Genomic DNA, 12,697 nt, shown 5'->3' with positions numbered 1-12,697 from the left:
CTTTCTAATATCAAGCGTCCGTGTATACGGGCAAGTCAACGAGGAATACATGGATCAGCTGGAAGACGTGATCGTCAAGGCGCAGGCGGAGATCCAGGCTGCCGCTACTGCCGCCGAACTGGATGAAATCCGGGTTCGCTATATGGGCAAGAAGGGCACCTTTACCGAGCAGTCCAAGGCGCTCGGCAAGCTGTCTGCCGAAGAGCGCCCTGCAGCAGGGCAGGCTATCAACCAGGCCAAACAGGCGGTTAACGACGCCCTTAACAGCAAGCGCGACGCACTGCAGCTGGCCGAGCTGAATGCCAAACTGGCCAGTGAAACCCTGGATATTACTCTGCCGGGCCGTCGTCAGGTGAGTGGTGGCCTGCATCCGGTCAGCCGTACCATCAAGCGCATAGAATCCTTTTTCGGTGAACTGGGTTTTCAGGTGGCCGAAGGTCCGGAAATTGAAGACGATTTCCATAACTTCGATGCCCTCAACATTCCGGCCCATCATCCGGCCCGGGCGGATCACGATACCTTCTATTTTAATCCCAAGCTGATGCTGCGCACCCAGACTTCCGGCGTGCAAATCCGCACCATGGAACAACAGCAGCCACCCATTCGTATTATTTCGCCGGGACGAGTCTATCGTAACGATTACGATCAGACCCACACCCCCATGTTCCATCAGGTAGAAGGTCTGCTGGTGGATGAAAACGTCAGCTTTACCCAGCTTAAGGGCGTACTGCACGACTTTCTGCACAACTTCTTTGAAGAAGATCTGCAAATTCGTTTTCGCCCCTCCTATTTCCCGTTCACCGAGCCCAGTGCCGAAGTGGATGTGATGGGCAAGAACGGTAAGTGGCTGGAAGTACTGGGCTGCGGCATGGTGCATCCGAATGTATTGCGCTCCGTGGGTATCGACCCCGAGCGTTACAGCGGCTTTGCCTTTGGCATGGGCGTTGAGCGTTTGACCATGCTCCGTTACGGCGTCAATGATCTGCGCGCCTTCTTCGAAAATGATCTGCGTTTTCTCAAGCAATTCCGGTAAGCGGCAGGAGCAATAATGAAGTTTTCAAAATCATGGCTGGATGAATGGGTCAACACCGGTCTGAACGATGAGGCCCTTGCCGAACAAATTACCATGGCCGGCCTGGAAGTAGACGGCATTGAGCCCGTCGCCGGTGATTTTTCCCAGGTCGTTGTGGGCGAAGTGATCGAATGCGGCCAGCACCCGGACGCCGACAAGCTGCGCGTGACCAAAATTAATGTGGGCAGCGACGAGCTGCTCGACATCGTCTGTGGTGCGCCCAACTGCCGTCAGGGCCTGAAAGTGGCGGTGGCCGTGGTGGGTGCCGTGCTGCCCGGCGATTTTAAAATCAAAAAAGCCAAGCTGCGTGGTCAGCCCTCTCACGGCATGCTCTGTTCCTACAGTGAGCTGGGCATTGATATCGAGTCCGACGGCATTATCGAGCTGCCGGCTGATGCCCCCGTCGGTACCGATGTGCGCGACTATCTGGCCCTGAATGATGTCACCATTGAAGTGGATCTGACCCCCAACCGCGCCGACTGCCTGAGCATGGCGGGCCTGGCCCGGGAAGTGGGTGTTCTCAATAATCAGGACGTTAACTGGCCTGAAATTGCTGCCGTGCCTGCCAGCATTGACGACCAGCTGGATATTCAGCTGCACGCGCCCGAGGCCTGCCCGCGCTATCTGGGCAGGGTAGTGAGAAACATTAACGTCAAGGCGGCAACGCCGTTATGGATGCAGGAAAAACTGCGTCGCAGCGGCATTCGCAGCATCGATCCCGTGGTGGACATCACCAACTTTGTGCTGCTGGAATGGGGTCAGCCCATGCATGCCTTTGATCTGAATACCCTGAACGGCGGTATTCAAGTGCGCATGGCAGAGCAGGGTGAAAAACTGACCCTGCTTGACGGTAACGAAGTGACTCTGAACGCCGATACTCTGGTCATTGCCGATAACGAGCGTCCCGTGGCCATGGCCGGCATCTTTGGCGGCGACGCCACCGGTGTGACCGAAAATACCAAAGACGTATTGCTGGAATGTGCCTTTTTCAGCCCGCTGGCCATTACCGGCCGTGCCCGCAACTATGGCCTGCACACTGACTCTTCCCACCGTTTTGAGCGCGGTGTTGACTATCAGCTGCAGCATAAGGTGATGGAGCGGGCCACGGCGCTGCTGCTTGACATTTGTGGTGGTGAAGCCGGTCCTGTGATTGAAGCCGTTGCTGAAGACAAGCTGCCTCAGGCCGCCACTGTCACTCTCCGTCATGACCGCCTGAACAGGCTTATCGGCATTGATATTGCTGCTGAGCAGGTCACTGAAATGCTGACTCGTTTGGGGCTGCAGGTGACAGCAACTGCCGATGGCTGGAGCGTAGTGGTGCCCAGCTATCGCTTTGATATTGCCATTGAAGAAGATCTGGTTGAAGAAGTCGCCCGTATTTACGGCTACAACAATATTCCCGATGTGGCCCCCAGAGCTGACCTGTCCATGTCTTCTCACCATGAAGCCCATCTGCCACTGAACCGGCTGAAGGATGCATTGGTGGACCTGGGTTATCAGGAAGCCATTACTTACAGCTTTGTGGATCCGGAACAGCAAAAACTGATGTTCCCGAATGCCGGGCATATGATTCTGCCCAACCCCATTGCTGCAGACATGTCTGCCATGCGGGTATCGCTGTGGCCGGGCCTGGTACAGGCTGCGGTTTACAACCAGAACCGTCAGCAGTCTCGCCTGCGCCTGTTTGAACAGGGCCTGACGTTTGTGCCTGATGACACCGCAGAAAACGGCGTACGTCAGACACCGGTACTGGCCGGTCTGGTGCTGGGCTCTGTGGTGGACGAGCACTGGAGCATGAGCAGCCAGGCTGCCGACTTCTTTGATCTCAAGGGTGATGTGGAAAGCCTGCTGGCCCTGTCTGCCGATGAACTGTCCTTCAGCGTAGCGCGGACCGACTTATCTGCCCTGCATCCGGGGCAGTCTGCGCAGTTGCTGCGCGGCGGCCAGCCGGTGGGTCACTTTGGTGCTCTGCACCCGAGCCTGCTGAAAAAACTGGGTCTCAAGTCACAGGTTTATCTGTTTGAAATTGAGCTGTCGGCGCTGACGGAACGCAAAGTGCCTGATGCCGTGGCTGTGTCCCGGTTCCCGGCCAACCGCCGCGACCTTGCGCTGGTTGTCGATCAGAGCCTGGCTGCTGCCGATATCCTTGATTTGGTTAGGAAAGTTGGCGGTAATCAGCTGGTTGGATTAAACTTGTTTGACGTATACCAAGGGCAGGGCATTGCAGAGGGCAAGAAAAGCCTGGCACTCAGTCTGGTATTGCAGGATACCCAACGGACGTTGGAAGAAAAGGAAATCGCCGACACCGTGGCCCGCATTGTTTCGGCGGTTTCCGACGAGTTTAATGCTTCCTTGAGGGATTGAGCTTATGGCGTTAACCAAGGCCGATATAGCAGAGCACCTGTTCACTGAACTTGGCATCAGTAAGCGCGATGCCAAAGACATGGTAGAGGCGTTTTTTGAAGAAATCCGCGTCTCTCTTGAACAGGGGGAACAGGTAAAAATTTCCGGTTTCGGTAATTTTGAACTGCGTAACAAGGGGGAGCGCCCCGGGCGTAACCCCAAAACCGGTGAAGACATTCCCATTTCGGCCCGACGGGTAGTGACCTTTCGGCCAGGGCAAAAACTGAAAGCCCGGGTAGAAAATGCCATGACGCCCGACCAGGAATAACGCTGAAAAGCCAGGCTCTGCCTGGCTTTTTGTTGTTCCTAGACTAAGGCATTATTGGCCTGCAGCGCGTGCGCCTGTTAGCCTATGGACAAGATGGATTTAGCAGAGGCATGCCCAGCGTGCAGAAAGGAAACATCGTAATACTTACTGGTGCCGGTATCTCGGCAGAATCAGGCATTCGTACCTTCAGGGCCGCAGATGGCCTCTGGGACGAGCACCATATTGAAGATGTGGCCACGCCGGAAGGCTACAAGCGCAACCCGGAGCTGGTGCAAACATTTTATAATGAGCGCCGGGCATTGCTCCAGACGGTGGAACCCAATGCTGCCCACCTTGCGCTGGCCAGACTGGAAGCCCAGTGGCCTGAACAGGTAACCATTGTTACCCAGAATATCGATGATCTGCATGAACGTGCAGGCAGTCAGAACGTATTGCACATGCACGGCGAACTACTCAAGGCCCGCTGTCCTCACAGCAATCAGACGCTGAACTGGCCCGGCCCGTTAACGACGTCTGATCTGTGTCACTGCTGTCAGTTCCCCGAGCCGCTGCGCCCGCATGTGGTCTGGTTTGGCGAAATGCCGCTGTTGCTCGACCGTATTTATCAGGCACTGAGTGAGGCCAGCATATTCGTGGCTATCGGCACCTCTGGCAATGTGTATCCTGCGGCCGGCTTTGTGCATGAGGCTGCCATGCACAATGCGCATACACTGGAAATTAACCTGGAGCCGAGTGAAGTTACAAACCACTTTAATGAGCACAGATATGGCCCGGCTACACAAATGGTAACCGGCTGGGTAGAAGAGCTGCTGCAGGGGCGGGTGCTTAAAACCGCCGGCCGCAGCCGCTGACAAGAAGGCCCGCAATGCGGGCCTTCATCATTATTACTGTGTGCGAAGTTTTACCCAGTATTGTTCATACTCCAACTGAGCGGCATCGCTCAAATCATGCTGAAAGTGCCCGTTTTCCACCACAGTTGCAGATGGAAACAAGACAGGATTTTCCGCTATCTCTGCAGGTAACAGCGTTTTTGCTTCCCGGTTGGGCACAGCCAGGCCCAGCTCGGTGATGATTTGTGCTGCCACTTCGGGCCGCATCAGATAATCAAGAAACTGATGGGCAGCGTCGGCCGCCCTGGCATTGGCCGGAATGGCGGCATTATCTACCCAGAAAATGGCTCCTTCCTCGGGATAGATATATTCCAGACTCAGGCCATCCTGTTGCGCTTTGTAGGCCTGGTCACTCCACAGCAGTCCGATATTAGCCTCACCAGTCATATAAGGCAGGCGGGGATTATCGGAGTTATAGAGCAACACATTGGGCTGCAGTGCCTGCAGTTTTTCATGGGCGGCAACAATGTCATCCTGCTGCTCACTGTTGGCATTCATGCCCAGCGCCAGCAACGCCATCTGAAAGTTTTCCCGAATATCATCGGTAAGCATCAGCTGGCCGGCAAAGTCGCTGCGCCACAAATCATTCCAGCTGGTTACTCCGGCGTCAGGCAGCTCATCACGGTTAATGGCGATGGCGGTACTGCCAAAGGCATAAGGCATACTGTAGGTGTTGTCCGGATCAAAATCCCGGTTCAGCAGCGCCGGCTCAAGGGCGGAAAAATGCGGCAATCTGGTCTTGTCGAGCGGCAGCAGCATACCTTCACGGGCCATTTTGCTGAGCATGTAGCTGGATGGAAAAATCACATCGTAGCTTTCTTTGGCACCGCTGCTTTGAAGCAGTTTCAGCTTGGCGTACAGCGCTTCATTGGAGTCAAAACTGGCATAATCCACGGTAATACCGGTTGCCTTGGTAAAGTCGTTCAGTACCGTTTCGGGTAAGTATTCTGCCCAGGCGTATACCGACAGGCGCGATTCGGCCTGAGCCAGCAGGGGCAGGGCGGCTGACAAGGCCAGAGCCAGAGAGCGAACGTGCAGTTTCATCATCCGTGTTTTTTCCTTAATAACCATTGAGACAGTACCACCAGCGTCAGGGAAACCATCAGCATCAGCGTGGCCAGGGCGTTAACTTCAGGCGACACACCCACCTTTACCATGGAGTAAATGCGCAGAGGCAGAACGTCAAAACCGGGGCCGGTCACGAAAGAGCTGACAATGACGTCATCCAGCGACAGGGTAAAACTCAGTAGCCAGCCGGCGGCAACGGCCGGAAAAGCCAGCGGCAGCAGAATACGCCGGAAAATAATTCCTTCACTGGCTCCCAGATCACGGGCAGCTTCCAGTATGCGCACATCAAACCCCTTTAATCTGGCATAAACGGTTATCACCACAAAAGGCAGACAAAAGGTGATGTGAGCAAACAGCAACGACCAGAATCCCAGTGATATGCCCAGCACCACAAATAACGCCAGCAGTGAGATAGCCATTACAATATCCGGCGACATCATCACCACAAACAGCATGCCGCCTACAAAACGTTTACCGTAAAAACGATAACGGTACAGCGCCACTGCAGCCAGCGTGCCGATAAGGGTAGCCATGCTGGCCGCAAGCAGGGCGATCAGCAAGGAATGCCGGGCCGCCTCCATCAAAGCGCCGTTTTGGGCCAACCGTTCATACCAGCCCAGACTGAAACCATCCCAGCGAATGCCGAAACGATTACTGTTGAAGGAATTAACCACCAGCACCACGATGGGCACATACAGCCAGACAAATACCAGCAGCAACCAGCTGCCCTTAAGCCATTTCATTTATGCTCTCCCGCCGGTTAAGCAACTTGCCGGTGTGGTAATACACCAGCAGCAGCAGGGCCATCATCAGGGTCAGTGCCACACTGGTGGCCGCGCCAAAAGGCCAGTCACGAATCGTCAGAAACTGGGATTTGATAATGTTGCCTATCAGCAGATTTTTGGCCCCACCCAGTAAATCGGAGATATAAAACATGCCCATGGCCGGCAGAAATACCAGCAGGCAGCCGGCAATAATGCCCGGCATGGTAAGCGGCAGCACGATGCGCACAAAGCGGGGCAGGGCACCTGCACCCAGATCCCGTGCGGCTTCCAGCAGGCGGCCGTCCAGCTTTTCGATGGCGGCATAGAGTGGCAGAATCATAAAGGGCAGCAGAATATAGACCAGGCCGATAATCACCGCCGCTTCGGTAAACACAATGCGCAGTGGCTGATCAATCAGCCCCAGTGCCAGCAGGCTCTGGTTGAGCAATCCTTTGGTACCCAGCACGGCCTTGAGGGCATAGGTGCGGATCAGAGAATTGGTCCAGAACGGTACTATGATCAGAAACAGAAGCACGGGCCGGACACGCGCCGGCAGCCCCGCCACTATCCAGGCAAAGGGGTAAGCGATCAGCAGACACAGCAAAGTAGCCGTGCCTGCCATTACCAAGGAATGCCATAATACGCTGAAATACATGGGGTCAAACAGCCGGCTGTAATTACCGGAGGTCAATACCAGGCTTATCAGGCTGCTGTGATCCCGGGTCAGAAAGCTGGTGCCGATGATCATCAGGTTGGGCAGAAACACAAACAACATCAGCCAGCTGACGATAAGGCCTACCGCCAGGTTGCGAAAGCGGTTAGTGCTGTTCATAAGGCAACACTACCTCCCAGCTGTCTACCCAGCCAATCTCTACCTGCTGATCAATGGCATAATCAAAGTCGGGATCGTCTTCATCAAAAAATGCCGATACCAGCAGCTCTCTGCCTGAGGCCAGTTTTACCCGGGACTCCAGGGTGGCACCTTTATACTGACGATCAAGAATGTGACCGGTTACGCCGTCAGTACCGGACTGAGTGCCGGCTTCTTTCATGCGTAAATCTTCCGGACGCAGCAGCACACACACCTTGTCACCGGCGCTGAACGCCTGTTGCGTATGCACCACACAGTGGCGGCCTTCCACCCGCGCATGCCAGCTGCCCGGTTGCCCGGCCGGTGCCAGGAGTTCGCCGTCGAGTATGTTGATTTCACCAATAAAGCGCGCCACAAACAGATTGGCAGGAGCTTCATAAATATCTCGCGGGCTGCCGTCCTGTACAATGCGGCCATGCTGCATGACCAGAATACGGTCAGACATGGACAGGGCTTCTTCCTGATCGTGAGTAACAAATACAAAGGTAATGCCCAGGCGGCGCTGCAGCGCTTTCAGCTCAACCTGCATCTGGCGGCGCAGTTTGTAATCCAGCGCACTTAATGACTCATCCAGCAGCAGCAGCCTGGGACGGTTAACCACAGCACGGGCAATGGCCACCCGCTGCTGCTGACCGCCGGAAAGTTGATGAGGAAAACGGCTGGCGTGCTGGTCAAGTTGTACCATCTGCAAGGCTTCCTGTACCCGTTGCCGAATCTCGGCAGCAGGCACTTTCTGCATACGCAGACCAAAGGCCACATTGTCAAACAGGGTCATATGGGGAAACAGGGCATAGCTTTGAAACACGGTATTCACATGACGTTGCTCGGCGGGCACCTGAGTAATATCTTCTCCGCCCAGACGAATGATACCGGCATCAGGATGTTCAAGCCCGGCCAGCATGCGCAGTACCGTGGTCTTGCCGCAGCCGGAGGGGCCCAGCAGGGTAAGAAATTCGCCGTCATAAATAGACAGATCAAGATGTTCGATAATGGCTTTGTCACCAAAGGATTTGCTGATCCCGGCAAGGGTAACAAGGGGAGATTTATGTTCGGCCATTTGCCTGACTGCACCTCGATAGGAACGCACGCGTTCAGTATGCTGAAAGAATCGCGCATTCTAGGTCTCGCCTCATTTGAAGCAAAGCAAATAAAAATTGCCGCAACAAACGGTTTTGTTGTTTGTTAACAATTGGTTTCAACCTGACATTTCAACACCTTGTCATGGGTTACGAGAGCTGGCCGATGCGGCTATAATGGCCCCATCCCCTGACACAGATACTAATTTCATGAATACACCTGATTTTTCGCGCCTGCAGCAATCCCTGGAGCAGGGTTATTCTCTTGAGCCCAGAACGATTCTGCAGGAAGCCTGGCAACGCATTTATGGTGCCAAACTCACCATGATTCTGGCTGCCATCGGGGTTGCCGGCAGCTGGCTGGTGCTGAATCAACTGCTGCTGACAGTGGCAGGCGGTGAAGACAATCAATGGAGCGCCAGCCTGCTGGGTCTGATTATCTCCATGGTAATGGCTCCCATGAGCGGCGGACTGGACATGATTGGCATCTACCGTGCGGCAGAAAAACCCATTCGTCCCAGCCAGATTTTTGATTACTTTCGCTTTATATTGCCACTGGCCGTGGCCAGTCTGCTGATGGGGTTTATCACCAGTCTGTTTTTACCTCTGGGAGCGGCTCTGGGGCTGCCGGTGGCGGTGTCTTTATTACCCACCCTGATCCTCAGCATGGCACTGATGTTTGTCTTTCCGTTGATCCTGGAAAAGCAACTCAGTCCGGTGCAGGCTATTGTGGTGTCGTTACGCTTGTTTGCCAGACAGTGGCTGGCCCTGGTGGTTATTCATCTGCTGCTGGTTGTGCTGTTTATGGCAGCCATTTTTAGCTTTGGGATCGGCCTTATCTGGGTTGCTCCGCTTTATATGACCGTAAAAGGTATTATCTACCGGCAAGTGTGCGGTGTGGGTGGCGATCAGCAGCCCGGCCCCACTCAAGACGATCATTCACCTTCAGCAAATCATTTTGAGGCCTGATGAAATACTCTCTGATTGCAGGGGCGCTGTCTCTGCTGGCGTTATCGGCTCAGGCCGATACCCTCACCCTGGGCTACAGTGGCTTTTACAAACACCTGGATACAGTAGCTGATGCCGGAACCGAACAAGCCACACTGGGGTTTTATCTCAGCCGCCATGATGGCAAGGGGCTGTGCACCATCAACTCGGGCATTGTTGAAATGGAAGGTCAGCAAAAAGCCGTGGTAGAAGTACTGCCTCACGGCGAATTTGTGTTGCCTTATGACAAGCAGCTCGATACCGATAAGGCCGTTGTCAAGCTGGATGTTACCAGCCCGGTACAATGCGATATATCCATTCAGATCCAGTCAGTGCTGCCGGCCGGCATGACTGACGCGGCTCAGCTTCGTTATGTTCGCGACGAAATGACAACCTTGCTGAAAGAGATGGCTGGCTGGCCCGGGCGTTATTTTGTGCCCGACGTCAAAGGCATTCAGCTGCAGCCACTGGTAAAAGAGCAAAGCATAGAAGGCTTGTCCAGACTCACCCTGGATAATGCGGCTCTGGCAGGCAGGGGCCAGTGGCAGTTGCCGAATACCCTGGTGACTCCCTGGTTGTAAAAAAAGGCGCGTGAGCGCCTTTTTTTATTTCAGTTCAATAACCTGTAGTCGTTCACCCAGCTCGGGACCGTCATCTTCCTGCTCAAAGCGGGTAGCAAAGTCAGGCTTATCAAAACCGATATCACCGCCATCTATCACACCTGAGTCCCGGTTGATGCTTTTAAAGTCGAACTGCTGATGGTCCATCAGATGTGAGGGCACCAGGTTCTGTACCGAGCGGAACATGCTTTCAATACGGCCCGGAAAACGCTTGTCCCAGTCCTGCAGCATGCTCTTGATGGCCTGACGTTGCAGGTTTTCCTGAGAGCCGCACAGATTGCAGGGAATAATGGGGAACTCACGGGCTTCGGCAAAACGGATCAAATCTTTTTCCTTGGCATAAGCCAGGGGCCGGATCACCACATGTTTGCCGTCATCACTCACCAGCTTGGGCGGCATTGATTTCATGGTACCGCCATAAAACATGTTCAGCAGCAGAGTTTCAAGAATGTCATCTCTGTGGTGACCAAGGGCGATTTTAGTGGCACCCAGCTCGGTAGCGGTGCGATACAAAATACCCCGGCGCAGCCGCGAGCACAGCGAGCAGGTGGTTTTGCCTTCCGGAATTTTGTCTTTAACAATGGAGTAAGTGTCTTCTTCAACGATTTTGTACTCCACCCCCAGACCATCAAGATAGGCAGGCAGCACATGCTCGGGAAAACCAGGCTGCTTCTGATCCAGGTTAACCGCCACAATTTCAAAGGAAATGGGCGCATGAGCCTGCAGATTACGCAGAATATCCAGCATGGCATAACTGTCTTTGCCGCCGGAAAGGCACACCATGACTCTGTCACCGTCTTCAATCATATTGAAATCGGCAATGGCTTCACCCACATTACGGCGCAGGCGCTTTTGCAGCTTGTTGAAGTTATAGACTTGTTTGGCGGTTTGAACAGACATAATGACCCCGGCGAAAAAACCAGGGGCCATTATAGTGACTGCGGCCTCAAGGGCAAGAAAGGAAACGGCTCAGTCGGTGTCGGGGCGCAGCACCAGTACATCACAGCTGAGCTTGTCGATCACATGCTCTGCAGTATTACCCAGCAGCGCTGCCGACAGGCCAGTGCGGCCCACCGAGCCCAGGATCACCAGACTGGCATCTATGCTGTCGGCACAGTCGGGGATCACTTCTTCCGCCAGCCCTTCCAGCAGATGCAGGCTGTCTGACTCCAGATTAAAACGCACCGCATATTCATAAAGGGCACGCTCATGGTGTTTCTTCACTGCGGCGTTATAAGCGTGAGGATCAAAGTCGGGCAGCTCCAGCGCCATATTGACCGGCGTAATGGGATAGGCGTTGACCAGATGTAACGTCGCAGACAGCAAGCGTGCCACTTCCGCACTTTCGGCAATGATTTTTTCGTTCAGGGCTTCCTGAGCCTGATCGTCACTGCAGCAGTTTACCGCTGCCAGCACGGTGCCGCCCATGGGCCAGTCCCGCTCTTTTACCAGCAGCACGGGGCAGGGGCACTTGCGCAACAGATGCCAGTCGGTAGGCGTAAAGATAAACGACTGGATCATGGCATGTTTGTGTGTGCTCTTTACGACCAAGTCATGCTGATGATCCAGCACCTGCTGATTAATGGCTTCAAAAGGACGGCTGTGCCAGACCACTTTCAGCTCAAACTTGATTTGGCTGTCGGCATAAGGCTCAAGAAAAGTTTTCAGCCACTCTTCACGACCCTGTAATACGCCTTCGCGCATTTCATCACGCTCTTCACTGGAGAGCATGGAGGTCATTTCATAAGAAAAATCATAAATGGCCAGAAACAGCGTAATAGTGGCACTTTCCTGTAAAGAAGCCACAGACACAGCACGATGCAGCGCCGGCTGAGCGTCGGCTACCGGATCGACAACCACCAGAATATGACGATATTTGATCATAACACCTCCTTGTGGTGTCTGTTATTCTGCTTCAGAAACACCGGCCAGACGTGCCAGCTCGGTTTGATCCAGAATGCGAATATATTTACCGTCTACGGCAATTAAATCATTTTTCTGAAAGCGGCCAAGCAGGCGGCTGACAGTTTCTACTGTCAGGCCGAGATAATTACCAATATCACCCCGGGTCATGCTTAAGCGGAATTCTTTGGCGGAAAATCCCCGCTGGGCAAAACGGCTGGACAGACCATGTAAAAAGGCAGCCAGACGCTCTTCTGCGGTTTTTTTGGAAAGCAGCAGGATCATTTGCTGATCGCCGTTGATTTCATTGCTCATCAGCCGCATGATTTGCTGACGCAGGCGGGGCATTTTACCAGACAGCTCATCCAGCACTTCATAGGGGATCTCACACACCATGGCCGTTTCCAGTGCTTGCGCAAAGGAGGGGTGAGCTCCATTGTGAATCGCATCAAAGCCCACCAGATCACCGGCTAGATGAAACGCCGTGATCTGCTCATCACCTTGCTCGGTAATGGTGTAAGACTTAACGGTACCGGCCCGAATGGCATAAAGCGCTTTCAGTGGCTCACCGGCCTTGAACAGCTCCTGGCCTTTTTGAATGGGCTTTTTGCGTTCAATGATATTATCCAGCTCGTCGAGCTCGTCGGAATTAAGACCCAGCGGAATACATAGCTGACTGATGCTGCAGTCCTGGCAATGAATGGCACGCCCCGAGGCTTGTTTACCGGCTTTAATAATATTTCCCATGTGCTTTATCGCCTGTTAGGTATTCTGGC

At 54.0% G+C, this 12,697-nt stretch carries 13 protein-coding genes; 6 read left to right on the top strand and 7 right to left on the bottom strand.

The window, feature by feature from the left end; genetic code table 11:
- Nucleotides 1-49 precede the first annotated feature (49 nt).
- The 4 genes from pheS to cobB all read left to right on the top strand — a co-directional run bounded on the left by pheS (nt 50) and on the right by cobB (nt 4,594).
- Nucleotides 50-1,033 (top strand): phenylalanine--tRNA ligase subunit alpha, encoded by a 984-nt coding sequence (gene pheS, locus N2M06_RS07870; RefSeq protein WP_317074357.1) that lies wholly within the window; start codon nt 50-52, stop codon nt 1,031-1,033.
- Between the two features lie 15 nt (nt 1,034-1,048).
- The gene (pheT, locus tag N2M06_RS07865; RefSeq protein WP_346352138.1) at nt 1,049-3,436 is read left to right on the top strand and encodes a phenylalanine--tRNA ligase subunit beta; all 2,388 of its coding nucleotides are present in this window, start codon (nt 1,049-1,051) and stop codon (nt 3,434-3,436) included.
- A 4-nt stretch (nt 3,437-3,440) separates the two neighbouring features.
- Nucleotides 3,441-3,743 (top strand): integration host factor subunit alpha, encoded by a 303-nt coding sequence (locus tag N2M06_RS07860; RefSeq protein WP_019933650.1) that lies wholly within the window; start codon nt 3,441-3,443, stop codon nt 3,741-3,743.
- A 110-nt stretch (nt 3,744-3,853) separates the two neighbouring features.
- Nucleotides 3,854-4,594, top strand: a complete 741-nt coding sequence (gene cobB / locus N2M06_RS07855; protein ID WP_317074354.1) for a Sir2 family NAD+-dependent deacetylase — start codon at nt 3,854-3,856, stop codon at nt 4,592-4,594.
- Nucleotides 4,595-4,627: 33 nt separating this feature from the next.
- Here cobB and N2M06_RS07850 read toward each other — a convergent pair whose 3' ends face one another.
- From N2M06_RS07850 to potA, 4 genes are read right to left on the bottom strand one after another with little or no spacing between them, the layout of a single operon-like run.
- Nucleotides 4,628-5,680, bottom strand: a complete 1,053-nt coding sequence (locus N2M06_RS07850) for an extracellular solute-binding protein (protein WP_346352137.1) — start codon at nt 5,678-5,680, stop codon at nt 4,628-4,630.
- The gene (gene potC / locus N2M06_RS07845; RefSeq protein ID WP_317074352.1) at nt 5,677-6,444 is read right to left on the bottom strand and encodes a spermidine/putrescine ABC transporter permease PotC; all 768 of its coding nucleotides are present in this window, start codon (nt 6,442-6,444) and stop codon (nt 5,677-5,679) included. Before potC ends, N2M06_RS07850 begins: the two co-directional genes overlap by 4 nt.
- A complete protein-coding gene (potB, locus tag N2M06_RS07840; RefSeq protein WP_019933646.1) occupies nt 6,431-7,297 on the bottom strand; it encodes a spermidine/putrescine ABC transporter permease PotB in 867 nt (288 codons plus the stop codon). The genes potC and potB overlap by 14 nt, the downstream gene beginning before the upstream one ends.
- Nucleotides 7,284-8,393, bottom strand: coding sequence for a spermidine/putrescine ABC transporter ATP-binding protein PotA (gene potA / locus N2M06_RS07835; RefSeq protein ID WP_317074351.1), 1,110 nt, complete (start codon nt 8,391-8,393; stop codon nt 7,284-7,286). Before potA ends, potB begins: the two co-directional genes overlap by 14 nt.
- A gap of 229 nt (nt 8,394-8,622) precedes the next feature.
- Here potA and N2M06_RS07830 point away from each other — a divergent pair, with 229 nt between their 5' ends.
- Nucleotides 8,623-9,381, top strand: coding sequence for a hypothetical protein (locus tag N2M06_RS07830; protein WP_019933644.1), 759 nt, complete (start codon nt 8,623-8,625; stop codon nt 9,379-9,381).
- Nucleotides 9,381-9,980: a DUF2987 domain-containing protein gene (locus N2M06_RS07825; RefSeq protein WP_019933643.1), complete on the top strand. Its 600-nt coding sequence runs from the start codon at nt 9,381-9,383 to the stop codon at nt 9,978-9,980. Before N2M06_RS07830 ends, N2M06_RS07825 begins: the two co-directional genes overlap by 1 nt.
- A 24-nt stretch (nt 9,981-10,004) precedes the next feature.
- Here the strand turns inward: N2M06_RS07825 and ttcA are convergent, their stop codons facing one another.
- The 3 genes from ttcA to N2M06_RS07810 form a co-directional block, all read right to left on the bottom strand.
- Nucleotides 10,005-10,919 carry a tRNA 2-thiocytidine(32) synthetase TtcA gene (ttcA, locus tag N2M06_RS07820; protein WP_317074350.1) on the bottom strand — a complete coding sequence of 305 codons (915 nt, stop codon included), beginning with the start codon at nt 10,917-10,919 and terminating at the stop codon, nt 10,005-10,007.
- Between the two features lie 69 nt (nt 10,920-10,988).
- Nucleotides 10,989-11,903: a universal stress protein UspE gene (uspE, locus tag N2M06_RS07815; RefSeq protein ID WP_317074349.1), complete on the bottom strand. Its 915-nt coding sequence runs from the start codon at nt 11,901-11,903 to the stop codon at nt 10,989-10,991.
- Nucleotides 11,904-11,924: 21 nt separating this feature from the next.
- Nucleotides 11,925-12,668, bottom strand: a complete 744-nt coding sequence (locus N2M06_RS07810; RefSeq protein WP_019933640.1) for an FNR family transcription factor — start codon at nt 12,666-12,668, stop codon at nt 11,925-11,927.
- Nucleotides 12,669-12,697 lie beyond the last annotated feature (29 nt).

Source organism: Oceanimonas sp. AH20CE76, from assembly GCF_039654065.1.
GTDB classification, from domain to species: domain Bacteria; phylum Pseudomonadota; class Gammaproteobacteria; order Enterobacterales; family Aeromonadaceae; genus Oceanimonas; species Oceanimonas smirnovii.
The sequence above is the reverse complement of the archived record's forward strand: the minus strand, read 5'-3'. Positions and strand labels throughout refer to the sequence as shown.